Genomic DNA, 19,658 nt, shown 5'->3' with positions numbered 1-19,658 from the left:
CCCGGCCCCCCCCCGCCGGCCGCGCCCCCCCGCCCGGGGGGGGGGGTGGGGGTTGGTTGTGTCTTTGCCCCCCCGGGGGGGGGGGGCCCCCCCCCCCCCCCCCCCCCCCCCCCACGGGCGCGACGGGCACAGGATCGATACATGCTGTGGTCCGACCCGCCCGATGAGCCGCCCGAGGAGCTGCGTGAGGTGCAGGCCAAGCTCCGCCGGATGGGCATCGTGCTGGCCGTGGCCGCGGTGGTGGCGATGTTCCTGCTCTCCGGGAGATGACGGCACCGCACCGCAGCCGCCGACCGCTCCACGAGCCGCGCCCGTCCGCTGTTCCCGTGCCGCGCGAGGTGACCCTCACAGTTCCCGACTGCAACCGCAGCCGCCGGAATCTCATCTTTCACTCTCGAAGAGCCGCAATTCGGGCGGAGCGCGGTCGGGGCGCCGATCCGCCCGGACCGGCGCAGCCGATGGGGAGTGGGAGAGCGATGAACAGGCCGCTGAGGCACATAGCCGTCTTCTGCGGGGCGCTGGTACTGGCCCTGCTGGTCCGTGTGACCTGGGTCCAGTTCGTCCAGGGCGACGAGCTCGCCGACGACCCCCACAACCGCCGGGTGAAGATCGAGGCGTTCTCCTACCCCCGCGGCAACATCATCGTCGGCGGCCAACCGATCACCGGCTCCGTGGCGACCTCCGGCGACTTCAAGTACAAGCGGACGTACAAGGACGGCCCGATGTACGCCCCGATCACCGGCTTCGCCTCGCAGGGCATCGGCAGCTCCTTCCTCGAAGGCATCTACAACAAGCTGCTCAGCGGCAAGGACGACCGCCTCGCGCTCAACCGCGCCAAGGACATCCTCACCGGTGAGAAGCCCCGCGGCGGCGACGTCCTGACCACCATCAACCCCAAGGCGCAGAAGGCCGCGTACAAGGGTCTGACCGACCTCAACGCCAAGGGCGCGGTGGTCGCCCTCGACCCCCGCAACGGCAACGTCCTCGCGATGGCCTCCACGCCCTCGTACGACCCGTCCGCCTTCGCCGGCATCCTCGACGGCGAGAAGTTCACCCAGCTCGACAAGGACAAGAGCAAGCCGCTGAACAACCGGGCACTGCGCGAGACCTACGCGCCCGGCTCCACCTTCAAGATCCTCACCGCGGCTGCCGCCCTGGAGCACGGCGTGATCGACGACATCGACACCAAGACCGGCGCCCCCGCCCCGTACCAGCTGCCGCTGAGCTCCGTGAAGGTCGGCAACGACGTGGCCGGCGCCCCCTGCGACAAGGCGTCCCTCAAGACCGGCATGCAGTGGTCGTGCAACAACGTCTTCCTGGACACCGCGCTGAAGGTCGGCAAGGACAAGATGCGCGAGACCGCCGAGAAGTTCGGCTTCAACGCAGACGTCTACGACGAGGCCTTCGGGGACCTCAAGGCCAGCAAGAGCCTGTACCCCGAGAAGCTGGACAAGCCCGCGACCGCGCTGACCGGCATGGGCCAGGGCAGCCTGACCAGCACCCCGATGCAGATGGCGATGGTGGCCGCGGCGCTCGCCAACGACGGCAAGCTGATGATGCCGCACCTCGTCGACGAGCTGCGCGGCCCCGACCTGTCGACGATCCAGAAGTTCGAGCCGAAGCTGAAGTCCCAGGCCGTCTCCGCCGACACCGCGAAGAAGGTGCAGCAGATGATGGAGTACACCGTCGAAGAGGGCACCGCCGACAAGGCCAAGATCGACGGCGTGACGGTCGGCGGCAAGACCGGCACCGCCCAGCACGGCGCCAACGTCAACGACGAGCGCCCCTACGCCTGGTTCGTCTCCTACGCCAAGCAGAGCGACGGCTCCTCCCCGGTGGCGGTCGCCGTCTTCGTCGACCCCAAGGACATGGACATCCCCCGGGCCGAGATCGCCGGCGGCAAGCTGGGCGGCCCCATCGCCAAGCAGGTCATGCAGGCCGTCCTGGGCAAGTAGTCCGGCCGCACCCGGGCCGGGGCAGGCTCCGTACGATGGCGCCCATGACCGAAGAGCAGCCCCACTCCCCCGCCCGCCCCCGCCGCCTCGTCCTCGCCTCCCAGTCCCCGGCCCGGCTGGCCCTGCTGCGCCAGGCCGGGCTGGCGCCCGAGGTCATCGTCAGCGGCGTCGACGAGGACGCGCTGACCGCGACCACGCCCGGTGAGCTGGCCCGCGTCCTGGCCGAGGCGAAGGCCGCGGCCGTCGCCGCCCGCCCGGAGGCCGCGGGCGCACTGGTCGTCGGCTGCGACTCGGTCCTGGAGCTGGACGGCCGGGCGCTCGGCAAGCCCGACGACGCCGAGGACGCCACCGCCCGCTGGAAGTCCATGCGCGGCCGCTCCGGTGTCCTGCAGACCGGCCACTGCGTCATCGACACCGCGACCGGCCGCGAGGTGTCCGCCACCGCCTCCACCACGGTCCGCTTCGGCGAGCCCACCGACGACGAGATCGCCGCGTACGTAGCCAGCGGCGAGCCGCTCTTCGTCGCCGGCGCCTTCACCCTCGACGGCCGCTCCGCCCCCTTCATCGACGGCATCGACGGCGACCCCGGCAACGTCATCGGCCTCTCCCTGCCGCTGCTGCGCCGCCTGCTCGCGGACCTGGACGTGGCGATCACCCAGCTGTGGACCTGAGGCGCCCATAGGCTGCCCGTATGGCAACCGTCGTCGAACTGATCAGCTACCCCGTCAAGGGCTGTGCCGGCACTCCGGCGGCCTCGGCGCAGCTCACCCGGGCCGGCCTCGCCCACGACCGCAGCTTCATGGTCGTCGGCGAGGACGGCGTCTTCCGCAGCCAGCGCACCGCCCCCGCCCTTGCGGTCATACGCCCCGAGGTCGACCCCCAGGGCACCGAACTCACCCTGTCCGCACCGGGAATCGCTCCCCTGACGTACGAGATCGCCCACGGCACCGGATCCGCGGCCCGGTCCGACGTCGAGATGTTCGGCGCGCCCTACCGCGCCGTCGACCAGGGCGAGGCGGCGGCCGGCTGGCTGTCGGAGGTGCTCGGCGCGCCCAGCCGGCTCGTACGGGTACCGCCGGAGCACGACCGGATCACCGACGGCCTCACCCCCGGCACCTCCGGCTTCGCCGACAGCAGCCCCGTCCACGTCCTGTCGCTGGCCTCCCTCGCCGACCTCAACGCCCGTATCACCGCCGCCGGACGCGCCCCGGTCCCGATGGAGCGCTTCCGGCCGAACATCGTCGTCGACGGATGGCACGAACCGCAGACCGAGGACCGGGCCCGCCGGATCACCGTCGGCGACGGCGAACTGGGCTACGCCAAGCTCGCCGTCCGCTGCGCCGTCACCCTCGTCGACCAGCGCACCGGCACCAAGGCCGGACCCGAGCCGCTGCGCACCCTGGCCTCCTACCGCCGCGTGCCCGAGGGCGGCGTCGCCTTCGGCGCGAAGTTCTCCGTACTGCGCACCGGAAAGCTCGCCGTCGGCGATGCATTCAACGTCACTGCGTGGGGAACCGATTGATCCGATACGGCCTGATCAACCGGATCAGCCCGATCACACCGGTCCGCCCTGCCTCACGAGGAGTGCGCAGCATGCCCGAGATCCTGCTCATCGCCGGCGACGCCACCGAGGACCTGGAGTTCTTCTACCCGTACCAGCGGCTGCTGGAGGAGGGCTACGAGGTCCGAATCGCCGCCCCGTCGCGCAAGAAGCTGCAGTTCGTCGTGCACGACTTCGTCGACAACTTCGACACCTACATCGAACGCCAGGGCCACTCCTGGCCGTCCGACCTCGCCCTGTCCGAGGTCGACCCGGCCGAGTACGCCGGGCTGGTGCTCCCGGGCGGCCGGGCCCCCGAGTACCTCCGCAACGACTCCGACTACCGCCGCATCGTCACCCACTTCTTCGACGCCGACAAGCCCGTCGCCCACATCTGCCACGCGGCCACCACCCTCGCCCCCCTCGGCGTCCTCAAGGGCCGCCGCACCGCCGCCTACCCGGCCTGCGCACCGGACGTGGAGATGGGCGGCGGCGAGTTCGTCGACGACTCGGCGGTGGTCGACGGCAAGGTCGTCTCCGCCCGCGCCTGGCCCGACCACCCGGACTGGATGCGGGCGTTCATGGAGGTGCTGCGGGAGCATGCGCCGGTGAAGGGCTGAGGCCCGCGGGCCCGGGGCAGGCGTCCCGGGCCCGCTGACCGCTCATTGCCGTCAGCGTTGAGGAGCCGCTCTGCGTAGGTTAGCTCCAGGGGTATTTCAGGCAGCTGCTCACAACCCAGCCTTTGATACCGGTGCCTTCCTTCCCCACACGCTCCCACTTGTTTCCGGATTTCCCGCAGGCCTTGTAATTTCCCCGAACCGCCCCTTCATAGGCGAGGAGTTTCACGCCCTTGCCGAGAACACCCAAGGCAGCGGAACCAGTCGTCGGCTCCGCGCGCAGCGTCACTGCCTCCAGAGTCCTCACGGAAATCGGTGAAGCAGCGCGCGACGTGGCCGCCGCAGCTGTTGCGTTGGAACCCTGAACAGTGCGAGTGCCCGTCGGCCCGGATGGGCTCGCCACCGCGATGCCGCTGGTCAGGACGGCACCGATCAGCACCGACGTGGTGGCGGCCACCGTGGACCGGGTTTTCCTCATCATGTTTTCCCCCTCGTGGTCGACGTCGATTCATCCTGGAGATCAGTGCTGCAGGAGTTTTGGGCAGCACAGCCCTTTCAAGCGCACCCGGGATGATCAATTCAAGATACGTGAACAGCGCCGGCGAGGGCTCGCGAAATACCCGGGATCAGAACACCGGCAGGGCGTACAGCGATGTCCCGTTCATGATGAAGACGCGGTTGCCGTCAGCCGCCAGCCAGCGGCGCTCGGCTTTGGGTAGCTCGAAGGACCAGGCGGGGTAGCCGGTGCGCTGATCCACCGCGTTGACCTGGTTCCAGATGTCCTCGTCGATGAACCACACCCCGTTTCCCTGGACGAGCACCGGGCGGGTGAGGTCGGCCGTCCCGCGGCACTCCAGGATCTTGCTGCCGTCGCTGCGCTTGATCTTGCGGGCCCAGTTGCCGTGCGTGGCGTAGAGCAGATCGTCGTCGTACGGGGTCGCGGGGCCCCAGTCCTGGTGTTTGTGCCAGGCCGCGTCCCGCGCCTCGACGTTCCACAGCTCCTTGCCGTCGGCCAGCCTCAGGGCCCTGAGCGTGCTGCCGTTGAGGTAGACCGTCGAGCCGTGGACTGCCGGGCGGATCGCGTCGTCCCACTGCTTGCGCACATTCCAGACCCGGTGCCCGTCGGAGGTGGAAAAGGCCAGCACATCGCCCTTGTCGGTGGAGACGACCAGCCGGCCTTCGGCAGCGACGCCCGGCGGAGTGAGGGTGCCGCGGAAGTCGCCGGTAGGCCGTGCCGTCCACCGCACCCTCGCATCCGAGCGCCCCACCGCGCGCAGCCGGTGGTCCTTGGTCACGAGGTACACCGCCTCGTCGTCGGCGGCCAGCAGTTGCTCGGCGTCGGCGTCGGCGGTCCAGCGGGGTTCGCCGGTGGAGGCGACGAAGGTGCGCAGGGTGCCGCCGGTGTCGACGGCGGCTATCAGGCGGTCGGAGAGGGAGAGGTAGCGGCCGGTCGCCTTGATGTCGCGGACGGCCCAACGGCGTTTGCCGTCCACCACGTTGTGGGCCGCGATCCCGCCTCCGGCCGCGCCGAAGACGAGGACGTCCCGTACGGGCAGCGGCGCCGGGGTCTGGGCGTCGAGCACCTCGATCGGGCCCCAGAGTTCCTTCGGCGACCCGCCGACGATGAAGTCGCCGTCGTCCGCGTTCAGTACGTGCGCCGTCGGGGTCTTCACGGCCGGCGGGAAGGCGAAGAGGTCGGTCTTCTTCTTCGTCGTCCGGGTGCGGGTGGGCGGCCACAGCGCGACGGCCGCGCCGCCGCCCGCCGCGAGGACCACTCCGCCGGCGGCCAGGCCCATCAGGAGCCGGCGCCGGGTCACCGGGTTCGGGGAGCCGGCGGCCTCCCCCGCGATGAGCGTGGTCAGCTCGTGGATCCGGGACTCCCGCTCCTTGATCGCGGCGGCCACCTGGCCGCGCCGCCAGGCCCGTTCGGCGCCCTTGGGCGCGGCGAAGGCCGCGGCGATCTGGGCGGGCGTGGGGCGGGCGGCCGGGTCCTTGGCGAGGCAGGGGGTGATCAGCGGCCGCAGCTGCTCCGGAACGCCGTCGAGGTCGGGCTCGTCGTGGACGACCTTGTACTGGAGGGCGGCGATGTGGGTGGCGTCGAACGCGCGGTGGCCGGTGGCCGCGTACACCAGGACCGCGCCGAGGGAGAAGACGTCGGCGGGGGAGGCGACCCGGCGGCCCAGGACCTGTTCGGGGGCGCCGTAGCCGGGGGTCACCGGGATCTGTCCGGTGGTGGTCAGGGTGAGGCCGTGCTCAGGGCGGGCGATACCGAAGTCGATGACGCGGGGTCCGGTCGAGGTCAGGACGATGTTCGGGGGCTTGAGGTCGCGGTGGATCAGGCCCGTGGCGTGGATGTCTCCCAGCGTGTGGGCGATCGAGGCGGCGAGGGCGCGTACGGCCGCGTCGTCGAACGGGCCGTACGCCTCGACGGCCTCGTCGAGGGTCGGTCCGGCCAGGAACTCGGTGGCGATCCACGGCCGGCCGCCCTCGGTCTGCGCGCCGAGCACCCGCGCCACGCCCTTGCTGGTCACGGCCTGTGCCGCCTGCGCCTCGCGGACGAAGCGCCGGACGAGGTTGGTCTCGCCGGTGAGTTCGGGCCGGAGCACCTTGACCGCGGCGACGGCGCCTTCGGCGTCCTGCCCGACGTAGACCTTGCCCATCCCGCCTTCGCCGAGCACGCCGAGCAGGCGGTACGGGCCGAGGCGGAGCGGGTCGCCGGTGCCGAGGGGGTTCATGGGGGCGGCTTTCTGCGGAGGGGGAGGTGTTCGAGGGGCCGGGTGGTCTGGGTGGCCGCGGCCCTACTGAAGGGGGAAGCCGGCGAGGAAGTGCTCCCCCGACGCCATGATCATCTTGCTCTGCTCGACGGCGGTGAAGCGGTCCCCGTTGGCCTTGTAGAGGTGGGCGGTGGTGCGCGAGGCGAGATCGACCGCCCGCAGCGCCCCCTCGCTCTTGCTGTACGTGTACGCGTACCGGGAGCCGATGACGGGGCGGGAGGTGAGGGACGCCTGCGCGCCGTCGCCGCCCTTCTCCGCCCAGCGCGGCTTTCCGCCGGCGGCGTCGGTCCCGACGAGTCCGAGGCCCTTCTGCACCGCGTAGACCACGCCGTCCTTCAGCACCGGCGGCCCGTAGCTCTTGCCCGGGGCCGACTCCCACGCCTGTCCGCCGTCGCTCAGCCGCAGCGCCCGCAGCCGTCCGGTGCCCAGGTACAGGTGCTTGCCGTCGGCCGTCAGCGGGTGGTGCGCGGCGGCCGGCTTCACGTCCCAGGGCTTGTCCCAGACGACCTTGCCGGTGCGGGTGTCCCGGGCGACGACCCGGACCTTGCCGTCGTTCGTCTCCTGCAGGAGCAGCAGGCGGTCGCCGACGACCTTGGCGGCGAGGAAGTGCCACTGGTCGGACTTCGCCGACCGGAACGGCAGCGGCTCGGTCCACGGCCGGCGCGCCGAGCCGAGGTCCACGGCGGTCACGGCCCAGGGGATCTGCCGCTGGTACATCTTGACCTTGCCCTGGGAGACGGCCAGGTAGGCGGTGTCGCCGGCGACCGCCAGCAACTGGCTGTCGATACCGCCGAAGTTCGCGTCGGTGATCTCGGCGAGGTGCTTGCCTGCCTTGCCCGTGGCGAGGTCGACGCGGGCGAGGAACCGGTCGACGTCGCGCGGGATCCCGCTGTTGGCGTCGTCGTAGTGCGCGACCCTGACGTTCTGGTAGAGGCGCTCGCCGTCCGAGGCGACCTGCCAGGTGCCGTCGATGTCGGCGGTCCACTTCACCGCGCCGGACGCCGGGTCCATCCGGTAGATCTGGGTGTTGCCCACCACGACGGGCACGCCCCCGACCACGAAGGGGGCGTCGGGCGACTCGTCGTCATAGGTGCCGCCGTTCTGGATCTGCCACACCGAGTCCAGCTTTTTCTTCTTCAGCGCGCTGACGCTCGGACCGGGCGTCGGCTTCTTGTACGGCCCCATGGGCCCCGGCGCGGACCCGCCCCGCCCCAGCCACGCCCAGATGCCGGCCCCGGCCCCGGCCACGCCGAGCGCCGCGCCCGCGCCCGCCGTCAGCAGGCCCCGGCGGCTCAGGCCGGGCGCGGCGGGCACGTCGGCGGACGGCACGGTCGCCGGCACGTCGGCCGGCGCGGGCAGCCGCTGCGGCACGATCCGCCAGACCTCGCCCGCCCGCCGCCCGATCTCCGCGAGCACCGAGTCCGGCAGCAGGTCGGCGAACTCGCCGCCGCCGTCGTGCAGCTGGGCGGACAGCTCGGCGGTGGTCGGGCGCCGGGCGGGGTCCTTGGCCAGGCAGCGGGCCAGGATCGGGGCGAGGGCGGCGGGGGTGCCGGTGAGGTCGGGTTCGCCGAAGCTGACCCGGTACAGCAGGTCCGCGGGCTGCCCGTCGCCGAAGGGGCCGTGGCCGGTGGCGGCGAAGACCAGGACCCCGGCGAGCGCGAAGACGTCCCCGGCCGGGGTGTGTTCCCCGCCGGTGGCCTGCTCCGGCGACATGAACGCGGGGGTGCCGACCGCGGCGCCCGCTTGGGTCAGCCGGTCGTCGCCCAGCGCGCGGGCGATACCGAAGTCGATGACCTTGGGGCCGTGGGCGGTGACCATGATGTTCGACGGTTTGAGGTCGCGGTGCACGACGTCGGAGTGGTGCAGCTGGCCGAGCGCCGCGCACAGCGCCGCCCCCAGGGCCCGTACGGATGCCTCGGGCAGCGGGCCGGCCAGCTCCACCGCCTCGTCCAGCGGCGGGCCGAGGACGTACTCGGTGGCGATCCAGGGGGTTTCGGCGAGCGGATCGGCCTCGACGACCTGGGCGCCGTGGCGTCCGCCGATGACCCGGGCGGCGTCCGCCTCCAGCCGGAACCGGGTGCGGAAGGCGGTCTCGGTGGCGATCCGGGCGTGCATGGTCTTGACCGCCACGGTCCGGCCGCCCGGCGAGCGCGCCAGATAGACGGTGCCCATACCGCCGCTGCCCAGCCGGGCGATGAGGCGGTAGGGGCCGAAGCCGTGCGGGTCGTCGTGGGTCAGGGGGGAGGGCATGGCGGCATTAGTCCTGGCGTGCGGCGGGCGGAGGCGGGAGGGTCGCGGCGAGCAGCCCGGCCGACTGGCGGGCCAGGGCCGCGATGATCCGGCCGGGCAGCCAGCCGGGGCCGAGCGCGGCGGCGGCCCGCTCGGCGGGGTTGCCGGCGATGTCGGGGCCCGCGCCGGGGTGCGCGGCGATCGGGCTGAGCGCGTCCAGCAGTTCGGCCGGACGCGGCCGGGCGGCCGGCTCCCGGGACAGACAGGCCGTGATGACGGACCGCAGGGCGGCCGGCAACTCCTCGCGTTCCGGCACGGTGTGGCCGGTCGCGGCGTAGGCGAGGGTCGCGCCCAGGGCGTAGACGTCGCCCGCCGGCTGCGGGTGCCCGCCGCCTGCCTGCTCCGGCGGCAGGCTCCCGGACTCCAGGCCCGGCAGCCCGGAGCGCGCGGTGCCGTCGGCGGCCGCGGCGCGTACCGCCCCGAAGCAGGTGAGCCGGGGCCCGTCCGCCGCCAGCAGTACGGCCGCCGGTGAGACGCCGGCATGCGTCAGGCCCTGCCCGTGGCCGATGATCACGGTCTCCACGAGGGCCGCGCCCAGGGCCCGTACGGTGCGTTCGGGCAGCGGGCCGCCGTACACGGCGAGGGCGGACGGCAGCGGGACCACCGGGAGGTAGGGGCGGGCGTGCCAGGGCACGTCACCGGGCGCGGCCAGCTCGGTGACCGGGGCGGACCACGGTCCGAGCAGATAGCGGGCGGCCTCCGCCTCGGCCAGGAACCGGCCGGGGTCGGCCCCCGCGAGCGGCAGCCCGATCAGGACCGTGCGGTCCCCGTCCGCGCTCCGCCCGATGAACCGCTGCTCGGGTACGGGCACCGGGGACGCCTCGTCGTCGAGCCGGCCCAGCACCGTGTACGGGCCGATCGAGACCGGCGCGCCCGTTCGCGCCCCGGCACCGGCAACTGACGCCTGCATGCGCACCATCCCCCGTCGACGACACAGCGCGCAGAGCCTAACCCGGGCGTGTCGCGGGGCCTTGGGGGGTGTCGACCGGGGCCGGGGAGCGGGGAGTTCGGGCGGGGGCTGGTGCGGGGGCCGGTGCGGGTGCCGTCAGACCGTGCCGGGCGCCGCCGCCGGCGGCCCGTTCGGAGCGCCCTCGGGGCCGCCGTCGCTCTCCTGCCCGCCACGGCCCTCCCCGTACGCCACCAGCGTCAGCACGATCAGCCCCAGCACCACGCTCATCGCGAGGAAGGCGAGCCAGCCGACCAGGCCGACGGCGAAGGCGCCCAGCAGACCGTGGACCACGGCGGCACTGATCAGGGCGATACGGGTGAAGCCGCCCGGGGCGCGGTCGCGCACCGCGGTGCGGATCAGCACGGCGGCACAGAACAGGAGATAGAGCCCGAAGAGGATGCCGCCTATCCAGGAGCCGGCGGACATCGCGCGGGGCTGCAGACCGGCCAGCGACATCTGCTGCCGGTCCACGACGATGCTCAGGATCCAGTTGAGCAGCACGATCCCGAAGGCCTCCAGGATCAGTACCACCGCCGCGGCCGCCGCCACCGGTCGTCGTGCCATCACCCCGCCCACCCACTTCCGGAAGACATCCGTTACCGCGAGTACAAAGACATCGGGCACGCTACTAATGGGTAACAGCCAGGGCAAGGGTTCTGCGCGAGTGGGTGCGGACATCCGCGGGCGACGGTCCGGCGGCACGCCGACGGACGGAGCCGGCGGCAAAGTTTTCTTCGCCCATTCGTAGGGACTCCACAAAGAATTGACGATCCGCTGGATGCCGGAAGTTCGAGACCTAGGCCACACCGCGTCTCGAGCCGGAGCCCGTGAATCCGGGCCTACCCTGGGATACCAGGGGACTTAGGTTCCTCACTGGCGCTCCGGGCACACTCCGTGTGGGAAAGCTCACCCCAGGGAACGGGTCGGCATGCGGTGTCGCCAGTCCCTAAAATCGCCGCATCCCTATTGTTGCGGCGAAGCGCCAAGGAAGGACCCCCATCGTGCGCAAGGTGCTCATCGCCAACCGTGGCGAAATCGCTGTTCGCGTTGCCCGTGCATGCCGGGACGCGGGGATCGGCAGCGTAGCCGTCTACGCCGACCCCGACCGGGACGCTCTGCACGTACGCGCGGCGGACGAGGCTTACGCCCTGGGCGGTGACACTCCTGCCACCAGTTACCTGGACATCGCCAAGGTCCTGGCCGCCGCCGCCGATTCGGGCGCGGACGCCATCCACCCCGGCTACGGCTTCCTCTCCGAGAACGCCGAGTTCGCCCAGGCCGTCCTGGACGCGGGGCTGACCTGGATCGGCCCTCCCCCGCATGCCATCCGCGACCTCGGCGACAAGGTCGCCGCCCGGCACATCGCCCAGCGCGCCGGTGCGCCGCTGGTCGCCGGCACCCCCGACCCGGTCTCCGGCGCGGAGGAGGTCGTGGCCTTCGCCAAGGAGCACGGCCTGCCGATCGCGATCAAGGCGGCCTTCGGTGGCGGCGGCCGCGGCCTGAAGGTCGCCCGCACCCTCGACGAGGTCCCCGAGCTGTACGACTCGGCCGTCCGTGAGGCGGTCGCCGCCTTCGGTCGCGGCGAGTGCTTCGTCGAGCGCTACCTGGACCGCCCGCGGCACGTCGAGACCCAGTGCCTGGCCGACAAGCACGGCAACGTGGTCGTGGTCTCCACCCGTGACTGCTCGCTGCAGCGCCGCCACCAGAAGCTGGTGGAGGAGGCCCCCGCGCCGTTCCTGACGGACGAGCAGAACGCCGAGCTGTACCGCGCGTCCAAGGCCATCCTCAAGGAGGCCGGCTACGAGGGCGCCGGCACCTGCGAGTTCCTCGTCGGCCAGGACGGCACGATCTCCTTCCTGGAGGTCAACACCCGCCTGCAGGTCGAGCACCCGGTCACCGAGGAGGTCACCGGCCTGGACCTGGTCCGCGAGATGTTCCGGATCGCCGACGGCGAGGAGCTCGGCTACGACGACCCGGCGGTGCGCGGCCACTCCTTCGAGTTCCGCATCAACGGTGAGGACCCGGGCCGCAACTTCCTCCCGGCGCCCGGCACGGTCACCCGCTTCGACGGCCCCAGCGGCCCCGGCGTCCGCCTGGACGCGGGCGTGGAGTCCGGCTCGGTCATCGGCCCGGCCTGGGACTCCCTGCTGGCCAAGCTGATCGTCACCGGCGCCACCCGCGAGCAGGCCCTGCAGCGCGCCGCCCGTGCGCTGGCGGAGTTCCAGGTGGAGGGCATGGCCACGGCCATCCCCTTCCACCGCGCGGTCGTCAAGGACCCGGCGTTCGCCCCCGAACTGACCGGCTCCGCGGACCCGTTCACCGTCCACACCCGCTGGATCGAGACCGAGTTCGTCAACGAGATCGCGCCGTTCGCCGCGCCCGGTGCGGAGGAGGCCGAGTCCGACACCCGTGAGACGGTCGTCGTCGAGGTCGGCGGCAAGCGCCTGGAGGTCTCGCTGCCGTCCTCGCTCGGCATGCCGCTGGCCCGCGCCGCGGTCGCCGGTGGCGCCAAGCCCAAGCGCAAGGCGGCCAAGAAGGCCGGCAGCGCCGCCTCCGGCGACGCGCTCGCCTCGCCGATGCAGGGCACCATCGTCAAGGTCGCCGTCGAGGAGGGCCAGCAGGTCACCGAGGGCGAGCTGGTCGTCGTCCTGGAGGCGATGAAGATGGAGCAGCCGCTGAACGCGCACCGCTCCGGCACCATCAAGGGCCTGACCGCCGAGGTCGGCGCGGCGCTCACGTCCGGCGCGGTGATCTGCGAGATCAAGGACTGACCCGGTAGTTCCGAAACCTTCGAGGGGCTCGTGGCGGTGGACCGCCGCGAGCCCCTCGAACGTGTCCGGCGCCCTCCCGGTCCCGCCGCCGGCGCCCGCGCTACGAGTTGCCCACCACGTCCTCCGGGAACGTCAGCCGCTTGCCCATCCACTCCAGTGCGGAGGGCACCTCGCGCCGCCAGGTGGCGAAGTTGTGGCTGCCGTGGTCGAGGACGACGGCGTCGGCCTTCATCGGCGGCCGCACGGCGGCCAGGAAGGCCTGCGCCGCCGGGTAGTTCTTCTCGCCCGTACGGCTCGTGCCCACCAGGACGCTCACCTGCGGGGCCGGCAGGTGCCGCAGCCGCCACAGCAGGTCGTGCTCCTGGCGGCGGCGCACCCGGTCCCGGCCGTCGCCGAAGAGGTTGCCGGTCGTGGGGTCGTTGCTGACCTTGTAGTCGGGCGAGAGGGCGGCCGCCGCGGTGTAGGTGCGGTCGTGCCGCATGGCGAGCTGGAGGGCGCAGGAGCCGCCCGAGGAGTAGCCCAGCACGCCCCAGCCGCCGGGGTCGTGGCCGACCCGGTAGTGCGACTTCAGGGCGTCGGGGACGTCGCGGGCGAAGAAGGTCTCGGCCTGCGGGCCGCCGGGCACGTCGACGCACTGGGTGTCGCGCGGCGGCGCGATGGTGGGCCGCAGCATCACGATGACGGTCGGCTGCATCCGGCCGGCGCGGATCAGCCCGGCCGCGGTCTGCGGCAGCCGCAGATGCTGGGCCAGCAGGAACGTGCCACCCGGGTAGCCGCTGAGCGCGACGACGACGGGGAAGCGCTGGCGGGCGTACTGCGGCTGGAAGTACTGCGGCGGCAGATAGACATAGGCCGGGTCCACCGCCCGGGTCCGCTTGCCGACGATCCGTACCGCCTCGACCTTGCCCGCCTGGTCCGGCGGGCCCTTCGGCAGGCCGTGCACCTTGTCCAGGCCGTCCGGGCCCGAGGTCTGCACCAGGCCCTTGGACGGGTCGCCGGCCGGGCCGGCCATACCGCCCTCACCCCACTTCCCGGCGGCGGCCGGCGCGTCGTCGTACAGGCCGAGCAGCTCGTGCCAGGAGCCGTAGAACTGGAAGTTGGCGTTCACCGCGAGGCCCAGCGCCGCCACGATGGTCAGCTGGGTGGCGGCGATCGAGCCGAGCCGCCCCAGCAGCGCCCGCGGCCCGCGCCCGGCGAACCGCGGCCACAGCCAGAGCGTGAGTCCTACGCAGACCACGGCGACCGCGGCCATGGCGTACAACAGCGACCGGCTGGTCAGTCCCATGACGATTACCCCAGATGTCCGGCGCCGTGCACCGCTCCCCGGCGGCCTGGCACGGCGTCTTCCCAGGTCTCCGGAACAGCCCGGAAGACCTCATTGCGCCAGGTTTGATGTCTCTTGACGGCACGACGTTGCGGCCCGCCCGAGGTGTTCGACCGCGCGACCACCGCGGTATGCCGCAACTTCACGCCCAGGCCGCCGGCCGTCCACCGGGCGGGGCGCGGGAGCACCCCCGCGACAACAGGAGGGCACCTCCGGCATTCCTTGCATACCGCACCGGATCACCCCGCGATCGGGCAATGGCATCCTGGATCCACCGGGCCGCAAACCGGCCGGGTCGAGGAAGGACGGCGATGGCGACGGAGACGGCAGGCCAGCAGCGGCAGGCGGCGCGAGGTCCGGTGGCGGCCGCACCGGCGCGGGCACATGACGTGCGCCCCATGCGGGCCGACGCGCGCCGCAATTACGAGCGGCTGCTGACCGAGGCCCGTACGGCCTTCACCGAACACGGCACGGACACCTCGCTGGAGGACATCGCACGCCGCGCCGGTGTCGGCATCGGCACCCTCTACCGGCACTTCCCCAACCGCACCGCCCTGATGGGCGCGGTCTTCCAGAGCGAGGTGGAGGCCCTGCTGGCGTACGCGGGCCAGCTGGCCGACGCACCCCAGCCGTGCGCCGCGCTGGTCGACTGGCTGCGCGCGATCATCACCCACGCCAGCACCTACCGCGGGCTGTCGCGGGCCCTGATGACCGCCTCGGCGGACGAGAGTTCGGGCATGGCGCGGTGCAGCGTGCCGATGCGGGAGGCCGGCGGCGCGCTGCTGGCCCGCGCCCAGCAGGCCGGGGCGGTACGCCCGGATGTGGGCATCGGCGATCTGATGCAGCTGACCAACGGCATCGCGCTGGCCGTCGAGGAGTCCCCGGACGATCCGAAGCTCGCCGATCGGCTGCTGAGGCTCACCCTGCGCGGACTGAAGCCGGAGAGCGGCTCCGGCTGAGAAGGCGCACTGCCGGCAGGGCGCCTTCCCCGGGCCCGGATGCCCGCCCCGGCACCCGCTCAGCGCCGCCGTGGCGCCAGATCGGCGACCCGGCCGCCGCCCGGTGACTCGCTCATCGACGCCGCCGAGCGCAGCTGCGGCGCACCGCCCGTGGCGCCCGGCGCATGGCTGCGCCGCTGCCCCGGCAGCGGGACGTCCCGCCGCGGGGCCCTGCGGTCACCGGCACCCTCCAGGCCCGGCTGGCCCGTCGCGTGCCCCGCGCCCGGACCGCCGGCTACGGCGATCTGCACCCCCTGGTCGGCCAGCGCCTGGAGTTCGGTGGCGGCGCGGTCGTCGTGGGCCGGCGGCTCGTCCGTGACCAGGCGGGTGATCACGTCCGTCGGCACGGTCTGGAACATCGTGTCGGAACCGAGCTTGGTGTGGTCGGCGAGCACCACCACCTCCCCCGCCGCCTGGACCAGCGCCCGGTCGACGCTGGCGGAGAGCATGTTGGAGGTGGACAGGCCGCGCTCGGCGGTCAGCCCGCTGCCCGACAGGAAGGCGCGGGAGACCCGCAGGCCCTGGAGGGACTGTTCGGCACCGCTGCCGACCAGTGCGTAGTTGGAGCCGCGCAGGGTGCCGCCGGTCATCACGACCTCGACGCGGTTGGCATGGGCCAACGCCTGGGCGACGAGCAGGGAGTTGGTGACGACGGTGAGTCCGGGGACCCGGGCGAGCCGGCGGGCCAGCTCCTGGGTGGTCGTTCCCGCGCCGACGACAATGGCCTCGCCCTCTTCGACGAAGCCGGCCGCGAGATCGGCGATGGCCGTTTTCTCCGCGGTCGCTAGATGGGATTTCTGCGGGAATCCGGATTCCCTGGTAAAACCTCCCGGCAGGACCGCACCGCCGTGCCGGCGGTCGAGCAGTCCCTCTGCCTCCAGCGCCCGCACATCCCGCCGTACGGTTACTTCGGAGGTCTGGACGACGCGGGCGAGCTCCCGGAGCGAAACCGCTCCGTTGGCGCGCACCATTTCAAGGATCAATTGGCGACGTTCTGCAGCGAACACGAAACTGACAGTAACGCCAACGACCGTCTGTTTTCAGCAGGTTGCACCAATTAACGGAAGTTGTTCACAGCGCGCAGCCCGACGTGGTATGCGGCGCGCATATGTCGCGCATACGTCGAACTGCCGCGCGGCGCCGCGCGCTTGCTGCCTGGTCAGCCGCCCTGACGGCCGGTGCGGCGGCGAGTCGCCGCCGCAGCCGGGCCGCCGGCCCGTGCAGGCACGTTTCATCCCCAGTGCTCACTGGGGGCACAAAGTTTTCAATCGCCAATGAGCGCGGGGGTGTCGCTTCTTTATCGGTTGCCTGTCGGACAGGCCCTACTCGCCGGTCTTACGGGAGTGCAACTGGCGGGCGACCTCGGCGATCGAGCCGGACAGCGACGGGTAGACCGTGAAGGCGCTGGCGATCTGCTCGACGGTCAGATTGTTGTCGACCGCGATCGAGATGGGGTGGATCAGCTCGCTGGCGCGCGGGGAGACCACCACACCGCCGACGACGATGCCCGTGCCCGGACGGCAGAAGAGCTTCACGAAACCGTCGCGGATGCCCTGCATCTTGGCGCGCGGGTTGCGCAGCAGCGGCAGCTTCACCACCCGGGCGTCGATCCGGCCGCTGTCGACGTCGGCCTGGGAGTAGCCGACGGTGGCGATCTCGGGGTCGGTGAAGACGTTCGCGGAGACGGTCTTGAGGTTCAGCGGGGTCACCGCGTCGCCGAGGAAGTGGTACATCGCGATCCGGCCCTGCATCGCGGCGACGGACGCCAGCGCGAAGACACCGGTGCAGTCGCCGGCCGCGTACACGCCGGGGGCAGTGGTGCGCGAGACCTTGTCGGTCCACACGTGGCCGGAGTCCTTGAGCTTGATCCCGGCCGCCTCCAGGCCGATGCCCTCGGTGTTGGGGATCGAGCCGACCGCCATCAGGCAGTGCGTACCGGAGATCGTCCGGCCGTCGGCGAGGGTGACCTCGACGCGGTCGCCGACCCGCTTGGCGGACTGCGCCCGCGAGCGCGCCATGACGTTCATACCGCGGCGACGGAAGACGTCCTCCAGCACGGCGGCGGCGTCCGGGTCCTCGCCCGGCAGCACGCGGTCGCGGGAGGAGACGAGGGTGACGCGGGAGCCGAGCGCCTGGTAGGCACCGGCGAACTCGGCGCCGGTGACACCGGAACCGACCACGATGAGCTCCTCGGGCAGCTCGTCGAGGTCGTAGACCTGCGTCCAGTTCAAGATCCGCTCGCCGTCGGGCAGCGCGTCGGGGATCTCGCGGGGGTGCGCGCCCGTGGCGATCAGCACCGCGTCCGCGATCAGGCCCTCGGACGTGCCGTCGGCGGCGGTCACCGTCACCTTGCGCGAACCGTCCGGCGCCTGGCCCGGCTCCAGCCGGCCGCGGCCGCGCATGACCCGGCCGCCGGCGCGGGTCACGGAAGCGGTGATGTCATGCGACTGGGCGAGCGCCAGGCGCTTGACGCGCCGGTTGACCTTGCCGAGGTCGACGCCGACGACCCGGGCCGGCCGGTCGATGTGCGGCGTGTCGTCCTCGACGATGATGCCCAGCTCCTCGTACGAGGAGTCGAAGGTCGTCATCACCTCGGCCGTCGCGATGAGGGTCTTCGAGGGCACGCAGTCGGTGAGCACCGACGCCCCGCCCAGACCGTCGCAGTCGACGACGGTCACCTCCGCGCCGAGAGAGGCCGCCACCAGGGCCGCTTCGTATCCGCCGGGTCCGCCACCGATGATCACGATCCGAGTCACGTACTCCATTGTCCCGCACGCCCGAAGCTCCCTCACGCCCGGGGGCGCCGTGTGCGCCCCGCAGCCGCCCGAACGCCCTCCGCACCGCCCGGTCGTACGAACCTCCGGTACCACGAGCCCGGCGGGCAACCTCCCGTACCCTCGGAACCATGTCGCTCTACGCCGCGTACGCCGGCAACCTCGACGCGCGGCTGATGTCCCGCCGCGCACCGCACTCGCCGCTGCGCGGCACCGGCTGGCTCAACGGCTGGCGGCTGACCTTCGGCGGCGAGCAGATGGGCTGGGAGGGCGCGCTGGCGACGGTGGTCGAGGACCCGGGCTCCCAGCTCTTCGTCGCGCTCTACGACGTCGCCCCCATGGACGAGGAGTCCCTGGACCGCTGGGAGGGCGTCGGCATGGAGATCTACCGGCGGATGCGGGTGCGGGTGCACACCCTCGAAGGCGACGAGACGGCCTGGATCTACGTGCTCAACGGCTACGAGGGCGGGCTGCCCTCCGCCCGCTACCTGGGCGAGATCGCGGACGCCGCGGAGTCGGCCGGCGCACCGCACGACTATGTGATGGAGCTGCGCAAGCGGCCCTGCTGAGGAGTGGCCGCCCCGCCCGCGGCGGCGGCCGGGGCCGGGATGCGGCCGGGGCCGGGCCCGGAATGCGGCCGTACGGGTGTCGCGACGCGCCCGGGCGACGGACGTTTGGCAAATGCCACAAGACAACGATCCCAGCACCGTGGGCAGCGACATCTACGCGCGTAGGGGATTACCGGCTACCCTCGTCCGCGTGAACGCATCTGTTACCCCGGACATCGCGCGCGACCCGCAGGGCGCCGCCGCCGACGCCGCCGCCCGCCTGCGCGAGCTGACCGGCGCCGAGACCCACGACGTCGCCCTGGTCATGGGCTCCGGCTGGGCCCCGGCCGCCGAGGCCCTGGGCGCGCCCGAACACGAATTCCCCGTCACCGAGCTGCCCGGCTTCCCGCCCCCGGCCGTCGCCGGCCACGGCGGCAAGATCCGCTCCTACCAGGTCGGCGCCAAGCGGGCGCTGGTCTTCCTGGGCCGCACCCACTACTACGAGGGCCGCGGCGTGGCCGCCGTCGCGCACGGTGTCCGCACCGCCGTGGCGGCCGGCTGCAAGACCGTCGTGCTCACCAACGGGTGCGGTGGTCTGCGCGAGGGCATGCGCCCCGGCCAGCCGGTCCTGATCAGCGACCACCTCAACCTCACCGCCACCTCCCCGATCGTCGGCGCGAACTTCGTCGACCTGACCGACCTGTACTCGCCTCGGCTGCGCGCGCTGTGCAAGGAGGTCGACCCGAGCCTGGAGGAGGGCGTCTACGCCCAGTTCCCCGGCCCGCACTACGAGACCCCGGCCGAGATCAAGATGATCCGCACCCTGGGCGCCGACCTGGTCGGCATGTCCACGGTCCTGGAGGCCATCGCCGCCCGTGAGGCGGGTGCCGAGGTGCTCGGCCTGTCCCTGGTGACGAACCTCGCCGCGGGCATGACGGGCGAGCCGCTCAACCACGAGGAGGTGCTCCAGGCCGGCCGCGACTCCGCGACCGCCATGGGCAGCCTGCTCGCCCAGGTGCTCGGCAAGCTCTGAGCCACCGCGGCGCCGTGAGCGCCACGGCCACGGACACGGCGGGTGCGCGGGTGGTGCGTCCGGCTGATCGCGCAGATCAGCCGGAC

At 72.5% G+C, this 19,658-nt stretch carries 17 protein-coding genes; 9 read left to right on the top strand and 8 right to left on the bottom strand.

Going from position 1 to position 19,658, the window contains the following annotated elements:
- Window positions 1-141 precede the first annotated feature (141 nt).
- The 5 genes from mmpB (at window position 142) to ACFWZH_RS38195 (ending at window position 4,115) form a co-directional block, all read left to right on the top strand.
- On the top strand, window positions 142-270 hold the full coding sequence (gene mmpB, locus ACFWZH_RS38215) for a morphogenic membrane protein MmpB (protein ID WP_384442719.1): 129 nt from the start codon (window positions 142-144) through the stop codon (window positions 268-270).
- Window positions 271-476: 206 nt separating this feature from the next.
- On the top strand, window positions 477-1,955 hold the full coding sequence (locus ACFWZH_RS38210) for a peptidoglycan D,D-transpeptidase FtsI family protein (protein WP_384442716.1): 1,479 nt from the start codon (window positions 477-479) through the stop codon (window positions 1,953-1,955).
- Between the two features lie 35 nt (window positions 1,956-1,990).
- Window positions 1,991-2,626 (top strand): nucleoside triphosphate pyrophosphatase, encoded by a 636-nt coding sequence (locus ACFWZH_RS38205; protein ID WP_384442713.1) that lies wholly within the window; start codon window positions 1,991-1,993, stop codon window positions 2,624-2,626.
- 20 nt (window positions 2,627-2,646) lie between these two features.
- Window positions 2,647-3,477, top strand: coding sequence for an MOSC domain-containing protein (locus tag ACFWZH_RS38200; protein WP_384442710.1), 831 nt, complete (start codon window positions 2,647-2,649; stop codon window positions 3,475-3,477).
- Between the two features lie 71 nt (window positions 3,478-3,548).
- Entirely contained in the window at window positions 3,549-4,115 is a 567-nt protein-coding gene (locus ACFWZH_RS38195; RefSeq protein WP_384442707.1) for a DJ-1/PfpI family protein, read from the top strand.
- Window positions 4,116-4,194: 79 nt separating this feature from the next.
- On the opposite strand, the gene ACFWZH_RS38190 is transcribed toward ACFWZH_RS38195, so the two are convergent.
- The 5 genes from ACFWZH_RS38190 to ACFWZH_RS38170 form a co-directional block, all read right to left on the bottom strand.
- Window positions 4,195-4,569 (bottom strand): SH3 domain-containing protein, encoded by a 375-nt coding sequence (locus ACFWZH_RS38190; protein WP_384442704.1) that lies wholly within the window; start codon window positions 4,567-4,569, stop codon window positions 4,195-4,197.
- 169 nt (window positions 4,570-4,738) lie between these two features.
- The gene (locus tag ACFWZH_RS38185; protein WP_384442701.1) at window positions 4,739-6,847 is read right to left on the bottom strand and encodes a PQQ-binding-like beta-propeller repeat protein; all 2,109 of its coding nucleotides are present in this window, start codon (window positions 6,845-6,847) and stop codon (window positions 4,739-4,741) included.
- Window positions 6,848-6,910: 63 nt separating this feature from the next.
- Window positions 6,911-9,136, bottom strand: coding sequence for a protein kinase (locus ACFWZH_RS38180; protein ID WP_384442698.1), 2,226 nt, complete (start codon window positions 9,134-9,136; stop codon window positions 6,911-6,913).
- Between the two features lie 7 nt (window positions 9,137-9,143).
- Window positions 9,144-10,085, bottom strand: coding sequence for a serine/threonine protein kinase (locus ACFWZH_RS38175; RefSeq protein WP_384442695.1), 942 nt, complete (start codon window positions 10,083-10,085; stop codon window positions 9,144-9,146).
- Between the two features lie 135 nt (window positions 10,086-10,220).
- Window positions 10,221-10,688: a hypothetical protein gene (locus tag ACFWZH_RS38170; RefSeq protein WP_384442722.1), complete on the bottom strand. Its 468-nt coding sequence runs from the start codon at window positions 10,686-10,688 to the stop codon at window positions 10,221-10,223.
- Window positions 10,689-11,125: 437 nt separating this feature from the next.
- Here ACFWZH_RS38170 and ACFWZH_RS38165 point away from each other — a divergent pair, with 437 nt between their 5' ends.
- Window positions 11,126-12,895, top strand: a complete 1,770-nt coding sequence (locus tag ACFWZH_RS38165) for an acetyl/propionyl/methylcrotonyl-CoA carboxylase subunit alpha (RefSeq protein WP_384442692.1) — start codon at window positions 11,126-11,128, stop codon at window positions 12,893-12,895.
- Between the two features lie 100 nt (window positions 12,896-12,995).
- Here ACFWZH_RS38165 and ACFWZH_RS38160 read toward each other — a convergent pair whose 3' ends face one another.
- Entirely contained in the window at window positions 12,996-14,180 is a 1,185-nt protein-coding gene (locus tag ACFWZH_RS38160) for an alpha/beta hydrolase (RefSeq protein ID WP_384442689.1), read from the bottom strand.
- Window positions 14,181-14,530: 350 nt separating this feature from the next.
- Between ACFWZH_RS38160 and ACFWZH_RS38155 the strand changes: the two genes are divergently transcribed.
- Complete coding sequence (locus tag ACFWZH_RS38155; protein ID WP_384442686.1) at window positions 14,531-15,178, top strand: TetR/AcrR family transcriptional regulator; 648 nt, start codon at window positions 14,531-14,533, stop codon at window positions 15,176-15,178.
- A gap of 59 nt (window positions 15,179-15,237) precedes the next feature.
- Here the strand turns inward: ACFWZH_RS38155 and ACFWZH_RS38150 are convergent, their stop codons facing one another.
- Window positions 15,238-16,224, bottom strand: coding sequence for a DeoR/GlpR family DNA-binding transcription regulator (locus tag ACFWZH_RS38150; protein WP_384442684.1), 987 nt, complete (start codon window positions 16,222-16,224; stop codon window positions 15,238-15,240).
- A 315-nt stretch (window positions 16,225-16,539) separates the two neighbouring features.
- Window positions 16,540-17,982 carry an NAD(P)H-quinone dehydrogenase gene (locus ACFWZH_RS38145; RefSeq protein WP_384442681.1) on the bottom strand — a complete coding sequence of 481 codons (1,443 nt, stop codon included), beginning with the start codon at window positions 17,980-17,982 and terminating at the stop codon, window positions 16,540-16,542.
- Window positions 17,983-18,122: 140 nt separating this feature from the next.
- Between ACFWZH_RS38145 and ACFWZH_RS38140 the strand changes: the two genes are divergently transcribed.
- Both ACFWZH_RS38140 and ACFWZH_RS38135 read left to right on the top strand, forming a co-directional pair.
- Complete coding sequence (locus tag ACFWZH_RS38140) at window positions 18,123-18,560, top strand: gamma-glutamylcyclotransferase (protein ID WP_384442678.1); 438 nt, start codon at window positions 18,123-18,125, stop codon at window positions 18,558-18,560.
- A gap of 190 nt (window positions 18,561-18,750) precedes the next feature.
- A complete protein-coding gene (locus ACFWZH_RS38135; protein ID WP_384442674.1) occupies window positions 18,751-19,572 on the top strand; it encodes a purine-nucleoside phosphorylase in 822 nt (273 codons plus the stop codon).
- Window positions 19,573-19,658: the final 86 nt, after the last annotated feature.

Source organism: Streptomyces sp. NPDC059008 (assembly GCF_042749045.1).
Taxonomy (GTDB): domain Bacteria; phylum Actinomycetota; class Actinomycetes; order Streptomycetales; family Streptomycetaceae; genus Streptomyces.
Note: the sequence above shows the minus strand (reverse complement) of the source record. Positions and strands in the feature narration are given on the sequence as shown.